We start from the raw sequence: 15518 nt of genomic DNA on the forward strand, positions 1-15518 counted from the left end.
TCGCTGCACGTTTATGCAATCAGTTATGCGGCCGGCCTGGCCTCGGCGCCGGGCAGCATGACCCAGCGGGAGACGACGAAAGTCACCGGGATCGCCGCCGCCGAGGCCAGGAGGGGGGCGAACCGGCTCCCGGCGTGCAGGACGTCGACGATCACGTACACCCCGGCGGTCGTGATCAGGAAATTGGTGACGTTCGTCAGCGGGAACAGCAGGAATTTCCGCAGCGTGGGCCGCGTCCGGTAGGTGAAGCGCGCGTTGAGGAAAAAGGAGCCGACCATGCTGATGAGAAATGCCAGGACGTGCGCCGCCAGGTAGGGAAGACGAGTCAGGAACAACAGGTAAAGACAGTAGTAGGTGGCAGTATTCACGACGCCGACCAGGGCGAAGGTGAGGATCTGTCTCGTCATCTGTACCGCCATCAGGGAATGAGGTCCTTGGTCCGCTCTACGTTGGTCGCCTTCACCAGGAAGTGCGGGCGGCCCTTCACCTCGTAGTAGATGCGGCCGGTGTACTCCCCGATGACTCCCAGCATGACCATCTGCACGCCCGCGAGGGCGGTGACGGCGGTGATGATGGTCACATAGCCGGGGGTCTGAACCCCGTGGACGATTGCGGCGCCCACGATCCAGGCGGTGTAGAGCCCGGCGCACAGCAGCAGGCCCATGCCGAGCCACAGGGCTGCGCGCAGCGGGCGGTTGTTGAAGGACAGCAGGCCGTCGAGGCCGTAGTTGAGCAGGCCCCGGAAGGACCAGGAGCTGCGGCCGCCCTCGCGCACCGCGTTCTCGTACTCGAAGGTGGTGCTCGGGAAGCCCACCCAGGCGAACAGGCCCTTGGAGAAGCGGTTGTACTCGGTCAGGTCCAGGATCGCGTTCACCACCCGGCGTGACAGCAGGCGGAAGTCGCCCACGCCGTCGACGAGTTCGACGTCGACCAGACGGTTGACGAGCCGGTAGTACACGCGGGCGGTGAGGGTCCGGGTGAGGCGGTCGCCGGTGCGGGAGCGCCTGGCGATGACCTGGTCATGGCCCTGTTCCCGCAGCTCCACCATGCGCTTGATCAGCGCCGGCGGATGCTGCAGGTCGGCGTCCATCACGATCACCGAGTCGCCCGAGGCGTGCCTGAGGCCCGCGAGCAGGGCCGCCTCCTTGCCGAAGTTACGGCTGAAGGACACGTAGCGCACCCGCGCGTCGAGGTCGGCGAGGTGTTCCAGGACGGTGAGGGTGCGGTCCCGGCTGCCGTCGTCCACGTACACGAACTCCATGTCGTGACCGAGCGGCAGCAGTTCCTCGGCGACCTTCTGGACCTCTTCGTGGAAGCGTCGTACGACGTCTTCCTCGTTGTAGCAGGGCGCGACGATCGATATCAGCATGGTGGATCCCCCAGGGCACGGTCAGGGAGCGGTGGTCACGCGCTCGCGCGGTGATGTGGTCGTGGGCGGCGCCGGGGCGCGCCGGCGACGGACGGCGAAGAAGGCGGTGAGCAGCACCAGGACCCCGAACGAGGCGGCCCCCACGGTCGCGCCCAACCGCAGGCCCGGTGGATGGAAGGTGCAGGTCAGGCTGGTCGAGTCGCCGTCCAGGGGGACGGCGATGAGGCCGTGGTACTGGCCGGCGGGCCGGGCCGGCCCGCCGCCCGTGGCACACCGCCAGCCGGCGATGCGGGGCGCGGCGACGACCGCGATCCCCCTGCTCCCGGCGGGCAGCCGGGCCCGTACGGTGCCGTCCGAGACGGTCACCTCGGTGGCGCCGGTGGCCTTCAGACGCGCGGCCGCGGTGTGCAGCCGGCCGGTGTCCAGGCAGCCGACGGCGCCGGCCGGGACGCGTCCCGGGCCCTCCGGGGTCAGCTCGATGCGCAGCCGCCCGGAGGCCGGGGTGCGGCCCAGCGGTTCCATGGCGGCGCGGTTGCGCGGGTACCGGAACCGGAACCGGGCGGCGGTGGTGGTGCCGGTGAGCCGTGCGGTGCCCGAGTAGTGCGGGGCCCACAGGTTCACCTGGGTCCCCGCCGGGCAGCGGGCCGTGATCGTCGGCTTCGCCGTGGCGTCACCGGTCCCGAGCCGGCCCGCCCGGACCGGCTGCCCGCTGTCGTCGTGCACGGCGAGCCGGGGCACGGTGTAGACACGGCTGCCGAGCAGCAGCTCCTGGTTGCGGTACGGCGACGGCCCGAAAGGGGCGGTGCCGGGAGTGGCCCGGACCGTCACCAGGGGCGGGACGTCCTGCCGGGTCACGGTCACCGGGCCGCCGGGCCCCGGCAGGTACTTCTGGTGCGGGTCCGGCGGCGAGTGCACCCGGGCGCCGACGGAGAAGACGACATCGGTGACGGCGTTGTCCAGGCTCTGCACACTGCGGCCGCGCGAGGTCCAGCCGCCGCCCAGGGCGGTGAGGGTACGGCTGAGGACGTCCGAGGTCAGGCTGCTGTAGTACTGGGCGCCCTGACCGCCCACCAGCATCGGGTCGTTGCCGACGGTCTGCTCGCGGCCGGGGTCGGTGCGGTACCGGGGCCAGCCGTCGGCCTCGGCGATCGCCGCCGCCTGCCGCTCCTGCCGCCGCCCCCAGGGCTCGTAGTCGTCCAGGTGCCTCAGCCGCAGCTTGGTGGCCACGGCGGAGGTGGCGGCGGTCTCCCCCAGCTGGGCGCCGAGGAGGAGGACCACCGCCAGACCGGCGAGTCCGGCACGCTGCCCGGTGCGGCCCAGGAGGAGAAGCCCGCCCAGTCCCCCCGCGAGGGCCGGCGGCAGCACCGTCCAGGTGTACGGCCGCACCAGCTCGCTGCGGCTCGCGACGGCGGTGATCAGGGCGAGCAGCGCGGTCGCGGCGCCCAGGGCGCGCAGGTCGGGCGGGCCGTACGCGAGGGCGTGCCAGGCGGCGACGACCAGCAGCCCGCACAGCACGAAGGCCTGCCGGTAGGCGCTGCCCTGCGGCGTGGCGAAGGCATGCCAGACCAGGTGGGTGGGCGCCCACTGCAGCGACACGGCCACCGCGAGCACCAGTGCCGTCCAGCCCACGCGGACCCGGACGGGGACCGCGCGGTGGAAGGGCAGGGCGAGGGCGAGCAGCAGGGCGGTGACGCCGACGTAGAGCGCCGGGGAGCCGAAGCCGTACGTCGCCGGCAGCAGCCGGGCCGCCACGTCCTCGCTCGGCACCGGCGCGAACTGCCGTACGCGGCCGGGGTAGGCATGCTTGGTGCCGAAGTAGATCACCGTCACGAGCGGGGCGGCGAGACCCACGCCGAGGGCGACGGTGAGGGCGGCGCGGCCGGCCGTGGCGAGCACCTGCCGGCGTGGTGGACGGGCCAGCACCAGGCGCAGCAGCAGCACCAGTCCGGCGCCCAGGGTGGCCATGTAGGCGGTGTAGAAGTTGGCGGTCCAGGCGAGGGCGACGATCAGGACGCCGGGCAGGTGCCGGCGTCCGGTGAGCGCCCACTCCCCGACCAGGCAGAGCAGCGGCAGGGCGATCAGGCCGTCGAGCCACATCGGGTTGTAGGAGGCGTCGGCGACGCTCCAGCCGCACAGGGCGTAGGAGGCACCGAGCAGACCCGCCGCCCACCAGCGGCCGGGGCGCAGGGTGAGCAGCAGCCAGGCCATGGCGGCGGCGGCCGACGCGGTCTTCAGGACGGTGACGACGTAGACCGCGAGGTCGATCTCGTCCCTGGGGAAGACGGCGACGAGCAGGGCGAACGGGCTGCCGAGGTAGGTGCCGAGGTCGGGCAGGAAGCTCGACCCGTAACCGGACCGCCAGTTGACGAGCAGCCCGCCGTCGGCCCTGCCGTGCAGCAGGTCCCACAGGTGGGCGTGAAAGGGCACGTACTGGTTGCCCAGGTCGTTGACGCTGCGGGTGCGGGGGCCGAAGGGATAGCTGCGCGCGAGGACGTCGGCGGCGCAGAACGCCGTGATGGTGACGGCCGCGGCGAGCAGGGCGGCGGCGCGCGCGGGTGTGCGGGGCCCACCGGGCGAGGTCGAGCGTTCCATTTATCGGCAGGCCCCCAGCGAATTCAGTTCATGGATTTCGCCGACTTAGACGGGACATCTTTCCGAACGGTTGTGTGCTCATGCAAAAGTGAGGCCCATCCATCCGAATCCGGTAAACGAATCGTGAATTTCTCGGCCAATGGGGAAACCGGAGTTTTCCGGGAGGTGAGGTCAAGGTGAATTGCCCTGGCGGCACACGGAGGATGCGGACGGCCGTGCGGCGGGCTTGACCTGGAGCACACTCCAGGTTCTAACGTTCTTGTCATGACCAGCGGACAGCCCCTCCCCCGGGGCCCGGAGCCGTCGTTGACCATCGCCCAGGTGGCCGAGCGCACGGGCCTCACGCAGGACACGTTGCGCTACTACGAGAAGGCCGGCCTGATCGCACGGGTCGGCCGGACCACCGGCAACCAGCGGCGGTACGACACGGCCGACCTGGCCTGGCTGGAGTTCCTGCTGCGGCTGCGCGAGACCGGCATGTCCATCGCCGACATGCAGCGCTTCGCCCGGCTGCGGGCGGAGGGGGACGCGTCGGTCGCCGACCGGCTGGCGATGCTCCGCGAGCACCGCGCCGACCTGGCGGACCGCATCCGGGCGCTCAGGCGCAACGCGGCCGCGCTGGACGACAAGATCGACCACTACGAGCAGCTGCTGCGCGAGCGGCAGCCGGGAACGGACGGACCGACATGAGCGAGAGCACCACCCGGGACCAGCGTTTCGCCCACGGACTGGAGGTCCTGCACAAGGTCGACGGCGAGGCCGGGCAGCGGGTCGTCGACTCGCTCGCCGACATCAGCCCGGAACTGGGGCACCAGGTCGTCGCCTGGGCCTTCGGGGAGATCTACGACCGGCCCGGGCTCGCCCCGCGCGACCGCCAGCTGGTCACCCTGGGCATGCTCACCGCGCTCGGCGGCTGCGAGGCCCAGCTCGACGTGCATGTGAACGCGGCCCTCAACGTGGGCCTCACGGCCGAGCAGATCACGGAGGCGCTGCTGCACTCCGCCGTCTACTGCGGCATGCCGAAGGCGCTCAACGCCACCTTCGCCGCGAAGAAGGTCTTCGCCGAGCGCGGGCTGCTGCCGCTCGGACAGCGGCCCGCGCAGGAGGGGCCGGCTACTTCTGCCTGATCCTCAGGAAGGTGACGGAGTTCGCCGGGAAGGTGTACGTGAACTTCCTCGCGACTCCGGTGAAGGTGGACGTCTGGGGGGCGACCGCCGTGGACGTCTCGGTGTTCACGGCGTCGGGCGCGGCGGCCAGAGTGGTCACCTCGGCCTTGGACGCGACCTCGGCGCCGCCCAGGTCGATCGCCGTACGGGCCGCCGCGGACTGCGCGTTGACGACCTTGACGATCAGCTCACCGGTCTTCGCGTCCCGGGTGACGACCTGGCGGAACGGCTCGGCCGGCTTGTCGTCGGTGAAGCCGCCCCACTCCCTGCCGTCGAGGTAGAGGGTGACCTGGCGGCCGCGCACCTTGATGTCGACGTCGTAGGCGCGGCCGGTCTCGACGGACCCGGCCTTGGTGAGCAGCGTGGACTTGCCGCCGTCGACGGCCTGCTCGACCGCGCTCTGCGTGTTGTTCCAGCCGCCCAGGTTCCACCAGTAGTAGTTCCCGGTGTCCTTGACGCCGAAGGCGACGAGGAAGCCCTCCTGGCCGGACTTCTTGGTGGCCTTCACGTGCAGGTCGTAGTCGTGCCAGGACGGGTCGCCGGCCTGGACCATGGTGTTCTCGGCGGTGTCGGAGGTTTCGACGTAACTCCCGTCCTGGACGCTCCAGCTGCCGCCGCCGGTGTGCGTCCACTGCGCGGCTTCACCCGAGAAGTCGTCGCTGAGCAGGGTCGTGCCACGACCTGGGCGGTGCCCGAGACCGTCCAGGCGGTCAGTGGGGTGTACGACGTGTTGTCGTCGGCGGAGTACTCGAAGGACCGGTTCTGGACCAGCTCCGCGTACAGGCCGCCGTCGGCGGCCCGGTTGATGTCCTCGAAGAAGACGCCGTACATGGTCTTGTCGATCTTCGGCCCCTCGGCCGAGGGATCGACGGTGATCGAGTAGTCGGTGACGTCGGCGGCCTGGGCGGGAGCCGGCACGACGGTGGCAGCGAGCAGGAATGCGCTTGCCGCCAGGCCGATTCTCAGCCTGGTGCGGGTGGTGCGTGACATGGATACTCCGCGGCTCTTGAGTTCGTTCGAAATACCAAACACTGGTCAGCACTTCGAACGGCAAGATAGGGAAGGGGTATGAGCACGTCAATGGGGCGTGCGCACCGGGAGGAGGACGACGGTGGGCGAGTTCTGGCCCGTGGCCGACGTGCTGGCCCATCTGGCCGGGCGCTGGCGGGTGCGGCGGAGCGTGCGGGATCTGGCGAGCGGGGACGAGGGGCGGCTGGAGGGAGTCACCGTCTTCCGTCCGCTCGACGGCGGCGGTCTGCTGCACGAGGAGTCCGGCACCTTCACCTGGCAAGGCGTGGCGCGGCCCGCCACCCGGACCCTGCGGTTCCTGCCGGGGCGGGCACCGGGGACGGCGGACGTACGGTTCGCGGACGGGCGGCCCTTCCACGAGCTGGACCTCACGTCGGGGCGCCACCTCGCCGACCACCCGTGCGCGGCCGACCTCTACCGGGGCGAGTTCACCGTCCGGGACGCCGACCACTGGCGCACGGTGTGGCGGGTCGGCGGCCCGGCGAAGGACCTTGTCCTCACCACCGACTACGTGCGCGACACCGCCTTTTAGGCGCGCGAGGGCTGGGCGGAGACGCCGTCGAGGCGGAGGTTCCAGCGGCCCGAGCGGCCGGTAAGGCTGGTCGTGGACAGCGGGCGGGCGTCGATGTTCCAGTAGCTCGCGGGCGGGGCCTTCAGGGCGTAGACCAGGGCCGCGCGGATCACCGACGGCTCGGCGACCGCCACGATCCGGCCGCCGTCGTCCACCGGCCGGGTGTCGAGCCAGCCGCCCACCCGGGAGATGAAGGCCAGCAGGGATTCGCCGCCGTGCGGCGTGGCGCGCGGATCGGCCAGCCAGGCGTCCACCGCGTCCGGCTCGCGGGCCATCGCCTCGCCGAGCGTCAGCCCGCGCCAGCGGCCCATGTCGCAGTCCCGCAGGGCCAGCTGGACCAGCGGAGCGTACCCCAGGGCGTCACCGGTGGCCCGGCTGCGCGGGGTCGGCGAGCAGTAGCGCAGCTCGGCGGCCGCCAGCGGCAGCAGCTCCCCGGCGGCGCGCTGCACCTCGTCCCAGCCGGCCTGGTCCAGCGGCCGGTCGTCCTCGAAGCGCTCCGCGAGCAGCGGGGAACTGCGCGCGGCGGCGACGAACGTCACCCTCAGTGGCATGCGGTGATGGTGAGCCGCCCAGGTGCGCAGGTCAATAGCCGTTACCGCGGAGTTACCGGGGGTATGCGGATGCTTACTCGAAGGGGTGCGCCATCCATTGCTCAGGGCGGTCCAGCGGCCGGAAGCCCAGCTTCTCGTAAACCCCCTGCGCGTCCTGCGTGGCGAGCAGGATGCGGCGCAGGCCGTAGGACTCCAGATGGTCGCGGACGCGGCCGACGAAGGCCGTGCCGACACCCTTGCCGCGCACCGAGCGGTCGACGTACACATCGGCGAGCCAGGCGAACAGCGCCCGGTCGGTGACCACGCGTGCGTACGCCACCTGCTCCCCCGAGGCCGTGTCGTGGACGCCGAAGCTGAGCGAGGACGCCATCGCCCGTTCGTGCTTCTCGCGCGAGCGGCCCTCGGCCCAGTAGGTGTCGGTCGACAACCAGCCATGGACGCGGCCGACGTCGACACGGTCGGGGTCGGCGGAGAACTCGTAGCCCTCGGGCAGGCCGGGTGCGTCGCTCATCGCGTGATGATCGCAGGCAAGCCTCGCCGCGGCGACCGGATATCCGCGGGTGCCGCCCCGGCTACAGCACCTCGTCGCAGGCCGCCCGCAGCCGTCGTACTCCCTCCGTGATCTCCCCCGTCCCGGCGACCGCGGCGAAGCTCAACCTGAGGTGGGGCGCGGGGGGTTCGGCGCTGAAGTAGGGGCGGCCGGGGGTGAGGGCGACGCCCGCGCGCAGGGCGGCGGCGGCCAGCGCGGACTCGCCCCCGGCGCCGTCGGGCAGGCGCAGCCAGAGGTGGTAGCCGCCGGACGGCACGTGCGGCAGGGCCAGTTCGGGCAGGTACCGGGCGAGGGCACTCGTCATGGCATCCCGGCGGGCCTTCAACTCGGCGCCGAGTGCCCGCAGATGGCGGGGCCAGGCCGGGGAGCCGACGAGTTCCAGGGCGGCCTCCTGCAGCGGCCGGGGGACGAAGAAGCTGTCCACGACCTGGATGGCGCGCAGGCGTTCCAGCACCGGGCCGTGCGCGGCCAGGGCGCTCACCCGGAAGCTGGGCGAGGTCGCCTTGGTGAGCGAACCGACGTGGACGACCACGCCGTCGGGGTCGTCGGCGGCCAGCGGGCGGGGCAGCGGGCCCGCGTCGGCGTGCACCAGCCGCCGGACGAAGTCGTCCTCGATGACGAACGCCCCGGCCTCGCGGGCGATGCGCAGCACCTCGGCGCGCCGCCCCGGGGCCAGCACGGCACCGGTCGGATTCTGGAACAGCGGCTGGCAGACGAACACCCGGGCGCCGCTGGCCCGGAACGCGTCGGCGAGCAGGTCGGGGCGCACCCCGTCGGGATCCACCGGCACCGGGACCGGGCGCAGGCCGGCCGCACGGGCGAGCGCCAGCATGCCCGGGTAGGTCGGCGACTCGACGAGTACCGGGGCGCCGGGCTGGGCGAGCGCGCGCAGGGCGGTGGCCAGGGCGGCCTGCCCGCCCGCCGCGACCAGTACCTCGGCCGCCGTGACCGCGCCGCCGATCCCGCGGGCGAACCACTCCCGCAGCTCCGGCAGCCCCTCCAGCGGAGGTCTCCCCCAGGCGCCCGGCCGCCGCCCCGCCCGGGCGAGGGCAGCCGCCATGGCCCGCTCCGGCTGCAGGGAGGGATGCAGATAGCCGCCGCTGAACTCCAGCACTCCCGGGGGCGGCGCGGCCAGCGAGACCGTGACGCCGGAGGCGTCCACGGTGCGCGGTACGAGGTCGGCGGTGCCGTCGGCGCTCAGCGCGACCTCCTGCCAGGAGGTGTCCCCGGCCGGCGCCTCCGTGGCGCGCGGCCGGGCCCGGAAGGCACCTGCGCCGGGCCGGGTGACCACCAGCCCCTCGGCGGACAGCTGGGCCAGGGCCCGCGAGACGGTCACCGGGCTCACCCGGAACCGCTCCACCAGCGCCCGACTCGACGGCAGCTTTCCTCCCGGCGAGTAGCGGTCGAGTTCCCTCCGGAGCTGTTCTGCCAGTTCACCGACACTGCTACGCTCATGCATGAGGACACAGAGTAGCGCTACTACCGTGAACACGATAGCGGTCACCGCTCCCCGGGAGCACCGGGCACTGGGCACCGGGCTGGCCGCCCTCGGTGTCGCCTCCTTCTCCCTGACCTTCCCGGCCACCGCGTGGGGCCTGGAGGGCTTCGGTCCCTGGTCCCTGGTGGCCGTGCGCAGCGTCCTGGCCGCGCTCGTCGCCGGCGGCTGCCTGCTGGTGGCGGGGGCGTCCCCGGGCCCGGGGGCCGGCCCGCTCGAGCGAGGCCGGGCATGGCGTCGGGTACGACTGCCCGAGCGGCGCCATCTGCCGGGACTGGCCGTCGTCGCCCTCGGCGTGGTGCTGGGCTTCCCGATGCTGACCACGCTCGCCCTGCAGACCTCCACCACCGCGCACGCCGCCGTGGTGGTGGGGTTGCTGCCGCTGACCACCGCCGTCTTCTCGGCCCTGCGCACCGGCAGCCGGCCCTCCCGCCGGTTCTGGCTGGCGGCCGTGGCGGGCGCCGCGGCCGTGCTCGCCTTCACGATCGTCCAGAGCGGTGGCGCGCTCACGGCCGCCGACGGCTATCTGTTCGCGGCCCTGCTGGTGTGCGCGGCCGGGTACACCGAGGGCGGTCGGCTGGCCCGGGTCATGCCGGGCTGGCAGGTCATCGGCTGGGCCCTGGTGCTGTGTCTGCCGCTCAGCGTGCCGGCCGCCGCGGTGGCGCTGGCCCACGAGCCCGTGCATCTCACCTGGCACGGCATCGCCGGTCTGCTGTGGGTGGCGTTGGGCTCGCAGTTCCTCGGTCTGGTCGTCTGGTACCGGGGGATGGCGGCCATCGGCGTCCCCCGCGCCAGCCAGTTGCAGTTGGCTCAGCCGCTGCTCACACTGGTGTGGTCGGCGCTGCTGCTGGGCGAGCACTTCACGGCAGCCGCTCCCCTGACCGCTGTCGCCGTGCTCGTGTGCATCGCCGTCACCCAGCGGTCGTGATCGTGAGGAGGGCCTGCAGATGCGCGCATCGAAGGGCGACCGTCTAGTCCAGCACGGCAGGGTGGTCGGCCAACACGACCAGGTCACGGAAGTCGTCGAAGTGATGGGCCAGGAGGGCAACCCGCCCTACCGGGTTCGCTTCGCGGACGGACGCGAGGCCGTGATGTCCCCCGGCCCGGACTGCGAGGTCCGGCACCAGGGCGAGCAGCCGCAGAAGTAACGCGAAGCAGACCGACGAAGTGGTTCAACGCGGTGGTTTCGCCGATCGCCCGTAGTGATCGGCGACCACGCGTGCCATCGCCCCGATCGGGTCCGCCGCCACGTCCTTGGCGGCGAAGAACACATGCCCGCGCACCTGCGGGTACCGGGCGGCGAGGGTGAGGTGGCGGGACAGCTCGACCGGGTCCTGCCAGGCCGAGGGCTCCCCGGCGGCGCCCGCCCTGTACAGGGCCTCGCCGAGGTACAGCCGGGTCTCGGTGCCCTGGGCGACCTCCGCCCACCAGGCGACCAGTGTCGCGTAGTCGGCGGCGGCGAAGCCGATGTGCCAGTACAGCTGCGGGACGATGTAGTCGATCCAGTTCCTCCTGACCCACTCACGGGTGTCCGCGTACAGGTCGTCGTAGGTCTGGACGCCCGCCCGTGTGTCGGAGCCGCGGGAGTCGGCCGAGGCGTTGCGCCACACTCCGAAGGGGCTGATCCCGAACCGGGTGCCGGGCCGGACCCGCTTGACGCCGTCGGCCGTCTCCCGCACCAGCTTGTCGATGTTGTCCCGCCGCCAGGCGGCCCGACTGCTGAACGCGCCGCCGTACCGGTCGTAGGCGTCGTCATCGTCGAAAGTCTGTCCGGCGACCGGGTAGGGGTAGAAGTAGTCGTCGAAGTGGACGGCGTCGACCGGGTACCTGGCGACCGCGTCGAGGATCGCCTGCCGGACGAAGGCGCGGACCTCGGGCAGGCCGGGGTCGTAGTAGAGCCGCCCGCCATAGGGCACCACCCAGTCGGGGTGCCGGCGGGCGGGGTGGGAGACGGCCAGCCGGGTCGGTTCGGTGTGGTTGGCGATCCGGTAGGGGTTGAACCAGGCATGCAGTTCCAGGCCCCGGGCGTGGGCCTCCCGCACGGCGGTGCCGAGCGGGTCCCAGCCGGGATCCTCGCCCTGGGTGCCGGTGAGGTACTCCGACCAGGGCTCGTACGGTGACGGCCACAGGGCGTCCGCGGTGGGCCGGACCTGGAGGATCACCGTGTTCAGCCGGTCGCGGACCGCCTTGTCGAGGTGGGCGATCAGCTCCGTGCGCTGGGCGGCCGCCGTGAGGCCCGGGCGCGAGGGCCAGTCGCGGTTGACGACGGTGGCGAGCCACACGCCGCGCATCTCGGCGGTCGCGCGCGCCGGACGCCCGGCTGCCGCGCCCTGCGCCGCCGCCCGGCCCCGCATGGCCATCCCGCCCTGCGCCGCCATCCCACCGTGCCGCACCGGGCCGAGGGCGGCCGTCCCGCTCGGCTCGACCGCACCACGTGCCGCCGCCCCGCTCGGCCCCGCCGCCCCGCTCCGCGCCACCGCGTCCTGGGCCGCCGCGTCCCGGACCGGCGTGGCCAGCGTCGACAGCGCCGCCAGCGCGAAGGCCCGCCGTGACATCCGCACCGTCCGCACCATCCGCACACCCTCATACGCTGTGGATCCGCTCGGTCACGGATCGTTTCGCGCACAAGGATGCCGCCACCCGGACGATCGATCATCGATACTTGGCGGTAACGTGCACGAACGGAGCAGGCGCCGAACCCGGAGGTCTGCCAGCGAGCCGGAGAATCCAGCGAAGGGAACGATGTGACCGACATCGAGCGCGTCGGAGTCGTGGGCTGCGGCCAGATGGGCGCGGGCATCGCCGAGGTGTGCGCCCGCGCGGGACTGTACGTGAAGGTCGCCGAGACCACCGGCGAGGCCCTGGAGATCGGCCGTACCCGGCTGTTCAGCTCCCTGGACAAGGCCGCCGAGCGCGGCAAGATCACGGAGGAGGAGCGGGACGCGACGCAGGCGCGCCTCAGCTTCACCACCGACCTCGGCGAGTTCGCCGACCGTGACCTCGTGATCGAGGCCGTCGTGGAGAACGAGCAGGTCAAGACGGAGATCTTCCAGGTGCTCGACCAGGTGGTGACCCGCGCGGACGCGATCCTCGCCTCCAACACCTCCTCGATCCCGCTGGTGAAGCTGGCCGTCACCACCTCCCGCCCCGACCACGTGGTGGGCATCCACTTCTTCAACCCGGCCCCCGTGCAGCAGCTGGTCGAGCTGATCCCGGCGCTCACCACCTCCGAGGGCACCCTGAGCCGCGCCCAGACGTTCGCCGAGAAGGTGCTCGGCAAGCACGCCATCCGCGCCCAGGACCGCTCCGGGTTCGTCGTCAACGCGCTGCTGGTGCCCTACCTGCTGTCCGCGATCCGGATGTTCGAGTCGGGCATCGCGAGCCGCGAGGACATCGACAACGGCATGGAGATGGGCTGCGCCCACCCGATGGGTCCGCTCAAGCTGTCCGACCTGATCGGTCTGGACACCATCGTCTCCATCGCCAACTCCATGTACGCCGAGTACAAGGAGCCGCTGTACGCCGCTCCCCCGCTGCTCCAGCGCATGGTCGAGGCCGGCCGGCTCGGCCGGAAGACCGGCTCGGGCTTCTACACCTACGGCTGATTACGAAGAGCGACGCTCTGCGGGCCCGGCACCCAGGTGGGTGCCGGGCCCGTCTGTTTCACACACCGTGTGCGCGCCGGGCACGCATATGCCTGTCGCACACGCTCCCCATGCATCCACCAGGCGAGTTGACTCTTCATGCGCATGCAAGGGATGCGGAACCATCCGTACCGACTACCGAAAGGAGCGGACCCGTGACCGTCGATCCGGAGCATCCCGTGGTCCCTGGAGAACTCGCAGAGTTACGGCGCCGCCTCGACGTGGCCTACGCCCGTGTCGAGGGGGGGCTGGCCCTGCTCAGTCACCGTACCGAGGAGACCGCGAAGGAACTGGACGAACTGAACACGCGCATGAACTCGCTCGAACACGCCCGCTGGCCGCTGCCCTCGCTCTCCGCGCTGACGGCGCTGGGCGCGCTCGTCGTGACGATCTGGCAGGCGCTGGCGGCCCGTTAACCTTCCGCGAGCCTGAGATGGTGCAGCAGGAGTAACGCGGCCGCCATGTTGGCGGCCGGGACCTCCCCACGGGCGATCAGGTCGGGGACGAGTTTGAGGGGGACCCATTCCCGGCGGTCGGACTCGAAGTCGTCCACGGGATGCCCGATGTACTCGCCCCGGTCGGACCAGTAGATGTGGTGCCGGGCGTCGGTGAGGCCGTTGGACGGCTCCACGGTCATGAGGTGGTGCAGGGGTCCCGGCCGCCAGCCGGTCTCCTCCTCCAGTTCCCTGGCGGCCGCGCGCGCGATGTCCTCGCCGTCCTCCACGACCCCCGCGGCCAGTTCCCACCCCCAGCTGTCGGTGATGAAGCGGTGCCGCCACAACAGGAGGACCTCGTTGGCCTCGTTGACGACCGTGGCCACGGCCACGGGCCGCAGCCGGATGAGGAAGTGGTCGAGGTGCCGGCCGTCCGGCAGCTCGACATCTGCGAGATTGACGCTGAACCAGCGGTTTTCATACACAGTTTGTTCGTTCTGTTTCGTCCACTGCACGGTTCTGCCACCTTCCGACGAGTAAGTGGCAATATCGCAGCAGGGACTGTGTACCCACAGGGGGCCTACAGCGGTACGCGCAGTGCCCCGTCGATGAGTTCGGCGGCCTCGGCGGTTCCGGCCGAACCACACCGCACCAGATGCTCGCGCACCGCGCGCAGTCTGTCGCGCAGCCGCTGGGACTCCATCCCGCGCGCCTGCTCGGCCATCTGCACGGCCGCGGCCACCGCCTTGTCGGCGTTGCCCTGGCGCAGTTCGATGGTGCTGAGCATGGCGAGCCGGTGCACCCGGCCCCGGTCGTGCGCCGGGTTGTCCACGGCGGCGGCCGCGTGCTCCCGGGCGGCGGCCAGCTCCCCGAGGCTGAGCAGCGCCTCGGCCACCTGCACGTTGACCAGTCCGGGCTGGACGTAGCCCGTCTCGTCGGGCTCGTACCCGCGCCTGATGCGGTCGGCGGCCGTCTCGGCGCGCCGGATGCAGGACAACGCGCTGCCCGAGTCGCCGAGGTGGGCGTACGCCTTGGCCTGCATCGCGTACAGGTCGGAGGCGAGCGCCGGGGTGATGTGCCTGCCCGCGGCGCGCAACGCGGCCTCGGCGAAGGCGACGGCCTGCCGGTACTCGCGCATGAACAGCGACTGGTTGACCAGCAGGGCTATCACATACGCCCCGAGTCCCCGGTCCCCGCTGGCCTTTGCCAGTCTGAGCGCCTGATGGAAGTAGCGCTGGGCGAGTCCGTGGGCGTCGGAGTCGTAGGCACAGATCCCGGTGATCGCGACCAACCCGCCGGTCGCCCGGTGCAGTTGGCGGCCAGTGGCGTCGGTGTAGCTGCCGCGCAGCAGCGGCGCGGCCTCGGCGTTGAGGAAGCCGACGATCCGCGTCCGGGTCGCGATGCCACCGGCCTTGCGGTACATCTGCTCGTAGTGCGTGCGGGCGGCGCGCAGCATCTCGATGTCGGCCGCGGTGACCCGGTGCCGCCCGCCACGGGAGACATCGACGTCCTCGGGCGGGTTCTCCCACTCCCACACCGGCATGACGGCGGGGGTGCCCGTGACGGCCGGAGCCCCGAGCACATGGGGCCGCTGCTGTTCGTCGGACCGCCACAGTGCGGTGGCCCGCTCCACGAACCCGCTGAGTGAACCGGCGTGCGGCGTACTCGGCTCACCGGGCACCCCGAGGCCGATGTCGTCCAGGGTCACCGGGCGGTGCAGGCGCCCGGCCAGCACCTCGCAGATCAGGTCGGGCACCTGGCCGCGGGGCCGCTGTCCCTTCAACCACCGCGCCACGGCGGTGTGTTCGTACCGGAGCGCGAGGCCCCGTCTCCGGCCCGCCTGGTTCACATGGGCGGCGAGACCCGCGTGCGAGATCCCCGCCTCGTCCAGGATGGCGTCGAGCAGAGTGTTGGGCTGCATGGGATGCCCCCCGAGTGGCCTGGTGCGGTCAGCGTAGTGCGTCCGCGTTCACACGGGGTGTGAACGGAACGCGTGCATCCGGAGTGTGCGCGCGCTGTTGCGGTGGGTGGCGATCCGGTTGACTGAAGTTCCTCGCAAGAGGCCGGCCAAGCCGCCTGCTCCCCCTCGAAAAGCGGTGGCTTGGCCGGGTGACCCC

General features: G+C 71.9%; 16 protein-coding genes and 1 pseudogene. 7 read left to right on the plus strand and 10 right to left on the minus strand.

Annotated elements, in window-relative coordinates:
• Positions 1 to 23: 23 nt before the first annotated feature.
• Genes AC07C1_RS21690 through AC07C1_RS21700 form a run of 3 tightly spaced genes read right to left on the minus strand, consistent with a single transcriptional unit; the run spans position 24 to position 3961 of the window.
• Positions 24 to 407, minus strand: a complete 384-nt coding sequence (locus tag AC07C1_RS21690) for a GtrA family protein (protein WP_478941224.1) — start codon at positions 405 to 407, stop codon at positions 24 to 26.
• 11 nt (positions 408 to 418) lie between these two features.
• The gene (locus AC07C1_RS21695) at positions 419 to 1369 is read right to left on the minus strand and encodes a glycosyltransferase family 2 protein (RefSeq protein WP_478941226.1); all 951 of its coding nucleotides are present in this window, start codon (positions 1367 to 1369) and stop codon (positions 419 to 421) included.
• Between the two features lie 21 nt (positions 1370 to 1390).
• Positions 1391 to 3961: a YfhO family protein gene (locus AC07C1_RS21700; protein WP_478941227.1), complete on the minus strand. Its 2571-nt coding sequence runs from the start codon at positions 3959 to 3961 to the stop codon at positions 1391 to 1393.
• A 264-nt stretch (positions 3962 to 4225) separates the two neighbouring features.
• Here AC07C1_RS21700 and AC07C1_RS21705 point away from each other — a divergent pair, with 264 nt between their 5' ends.
• Together AC07C1_RS21705 and AC07C1_RS21710 are read left to right on the plus strand one after the other, a co-directional pair.
• Positions 4226 to 4651, plus strand: a complete 426-nt coding sequence (locus tag AC07C1_RS21705; RefSeq protein WP_478941229.1) for a MerR family transcriptional regulator — start codon at positions 4226 to 4228, stop codon at positions 4649 to 4651.
• Complete coding sequence (locus AC07C1_RS21710; protein ID WP_478941231.1) at positions 4648 to 5088, plus strand: carboxymuconolactone decarboxylase family protein; 441 nt, start codon at positions 4648 to 4650, stop codon at positions 5086 to 5088. Before AC07C1_RS21705 ends, AC07C1_RS21710 begins: the two co-directional genes overlap by 4 nt.
• Here the strand turns inward: AC07C1_RS21710 and AC07C1_RS21715 are convergent.
• Positions 5075 to 5803: pseudogene (locus AC07C1_RS21715) on the minus strand (alpha-L-arabinofuranosidase C-terminal domain-containing protein); the annotation flags it as partial. The gene AC07C1_RS21710 and the pseudogene AC07C1_RS21715 sit on opposite strands and share 14 nt — an antisense overlap.
• Before the next feature lie 435 nt (positions 5804 to 6238).
• On the opposite strand from AC07C1_RS21715, the gene AC07C1_RS21720 reads away from it, so the two are divergent.
• Positions 6239 to 6688: a DUF6314 family protein gene (locus tag AC07C1_RS21720; RefSeq protein WP_478941233.1), complete on the plus strand. Its 450-nt coding sequence runs from the start codon at positions 6239 to 6241 to the stop codon at positions 6686 to 6688.
• On the opposite strand, the gene AC07C1_RS21725 is transcribed toward AC07C1_RS21720, so the two are convergent.
• From AC07C1_RS21725 to AC07C1_RS21735, 3 genes are all read right to left on the minus strand, one after another.
• The gene (locus AC07C1_RS21725; protein WP_478941234.1) at positions 6685 to 7278 is read right to left on the minus strand and encodes a histidine phosphatase family protein; all 594 of its coding nucleotides are present in this window, start codon (positions 7276 to 7278) and stop codon (positions 6685 to 6687) included. The two genes, AC07C1_RS21720 and AC07C1_RS21725, sit on opposite strands and share 4 nt — an antisense overlap.
• A 73-nt stretch (positions 7279 to 7351) precedes the next feature.
• Positions 7352 to 7789, minus strand: coding sequence for a GNAT family N-acetyltransferase (locus AC07C1_RS21730; protein WP_478941236.1), 438 nt, complete (start codon positions 7787 to 7789; stop codon positions 7352 to 7354).
• A 61-nt stretch (positions 7790 to 7850) separates the two neighbouring features.
• Entirely contained in the window at positions 7851 to 9287 is a 1437-nt protein-coding gene (locus tag AC07C1_RS21735; RefSeq protein WP_478941237.1) for an aminotransferase-like domain-containing protein, read from the minus strand.
• On the opposite strand from AC07C1_RS21735, the gene AC07C1_RS21740 reads away from it, so the two are divergent.
• Together AC07C1_RS21740 and AC07C1_RS21745 are read left to right on the plus strand one after the other, a co-directional pair.
• A complete protein-coding gene (locus tag AC07C1_RS21740; RefSeq protein WP_478941239.1) occupies positions 9286 to 10251 on the plus strand; it encodes a DMT family transporter in 966 nt (321 codons plus the stop codon). The two genes, AC07C1_RS21735 and AC07C1_RS21740, sit on opposite strands and share 2 nt — an antisense overlap.
• A gap of 19 nt (positions 10252 to 10270) precedes the next feature.
• Positions 10271 to 10471, plus strand: coding sequence for a DUF1918 domain-containing protein (locus AC07C1_RS21745; RefSeq protein ID WP_478941240.1), 201 nt, complete (start codon positions 10271 to 10273; stop codon positions 10469 to 10471).
• Positions 10472 to 10495: 24 nt separating this feature from the next.
• Here AC07C1_RS21745 and AC07C1_RS21750 read toward each other — a convergent pair whose 3' ends face one another.
• On the minus strand, positions 10496 to 11896 hold the full coding sequence (locus AC07C1_RS21750; protein ID WP_478941242.1) for a glycoside hydrolase family 10-like protein: 1401 nt from the start codon (positions 11894 to 11896) through the stop codon (positions 10496 to 10498).
• A gap of 171 nt (positions 11897 to 12067) precedes the next feature.
• Here AC07C1_RS21750 and AC07C1_RS21755 point away from each other — a divergent pair, with 171 nt between their 5' ends.
• Positions 12068 to 12928 carry a 3-hydroxybutyryl-CoA dehydrogenase gene (locus AC07C1_RS21755; protein ID WP_478941244.1) on the plus strand — a complete coding sequence of 287 codons (861 nt, stop codon included), beginning with the start codon at positions 12068 to 12070 and terminating at the stop codon, positions 12926 to 12928.
• Between the two features lie 194 nt (positions 12929 to 13122).
• Positions 13123 to 13383: a hypothetical protein gene (locus AC07C1_RS21760; protein WP_478941245.1), complete on the plus strand. Its 261-nt coding sequence runs from the start codon at positions 13123 to 13125 to the stop codon at positions 13381 to 13383.
• On the opposite strand, the gene AC07C1_RS21765 is transcribed toward AC07C1_RS21760, so the two are convergent.
• The gene (locus AC07C1_RS21765; protein WP_478941247.1) at positions 13380 to 13916 is read right to left on the minus strand and encodes an NUDIX hydrolase; all 537 of its coding nucleotides are present in this window, start codon (positions 13914 to 13916) and stop codon (positions 13380 to 13382) included. The genes AC07C1_RS21760 and AC07C1_RS21765 overlap by 4 nt on opposite strands.
• A 65-nt stretch (positions 13917 to 13981) precedes the next feature.
• Positions 13982 to 15322, minus strand: coding sequence for a transcriptional regulator (locus tag AC07C1_RS21770; RefSeq protein WP_478941249.1), 1341 nt, complete (start codon positions 15320 to 15322; stop codon positions 13982 to 13984).
• Positions 15323 to 15518: the final 196 nt, after the last annotated feature.

The organism is Streptomyces sp. NPDC045022, assembly GCF_056432605.1.

What these genes read in the sequence shown, in the direction of transcription:
- AC07C1_RS21750 (WP_478941242.1), bottom strand. Translation starts at nt 11,896, where the DNA reads ATGGTGCGGACGGTGCGGATGTCACGGCGGGCCTTCGCGCTGGCGGCG.
- AC07C1_RS21745 (WP_478941240.1), top strand. Translation starts at nt 10,271, where the DNA reads ATGCGCGCATCGAAGGGCGACCGTCTAGTCCAGCACGGCAGGGTGGTC.
- AC07C1_RS21705 (WP_478941229.1), top strand. Translation starts at nt 4,226, where the DNA reads ATGACCAGCGGACAGCCCCTCCCCCGGGGCCCGGAGCCGTCGTTGACC.
- AC07C1_RS21710 (WP_478941231.1), top strand. Translation starts at nt 4,648, where the DNA reads ATGAGCGAGAGCACCACCCGGGACCAGCGTTTCGCCCACGGACTGGAG.
- AC07C1_RS21700 (WP_478941227.1), bottom strand. Translation starts at nt 3,961, where the DNA reads ATGGAACGCTCGACCTCGCCCGGTGGGCCCCGCACACCCGCGCGCGCC.
- AC07C1_RS21695 (WP_478941226.1), bottom strand. Translation starts at nt 1,369, where the DNA reads ATGCTGATATCGATCGTCGCGCCCTGCTACAACGAGGAAGACGTCGTA.
- AC07C1_RS21735 (WP_478941237.1), bottom strand. Translation starts at nt 9,287, where the DNA reads ATGCATGAGCGTAGCAGTGTCGGTGAACTGGCAGAACAGCTCCGGAGG.
- AC07C1_RS21730 (WP_478941236.1), bottom strand. Translation starts at nt 7,789, where the DNA reads ATGAGCGACGCACCCGGCCTGCCCGAGGGCTACGAGTTCTCCGCCGAC.
- AC07C1_RS21770 (WP_478941249.1), bottom strand. Translation starts at nt 15,322, where the DNA reads ATGCAGCCCAACACTCTGCTCGACGCCATCCTGGACGAGGCGGGGATC.
- AC07C1_RS21690 (WP_478941224.1), bottom strand. Translation starts at nt 407, where the DNA reads ATGACGAGACAGATCCTCACCTTCGCCCTGGTCGGCGTCGTGAATACT.
- AC07C1_RS21725 (WP_478941234.1), bottom strand. Translation starts at nt 7,278, where the DNA reads ATGCCACTGAGGGTGACGTTCGTCGCCGCCGCGCGCAGTTCCCCGCTG.
- AC07C1_RS21740 (WP_478941239.1), top strand. Translation starts at nt 9,286, where the DNA reads ATGAGGACACAGAGTAGCGCTACTACCGTGAACACGATAGCGGTCACC.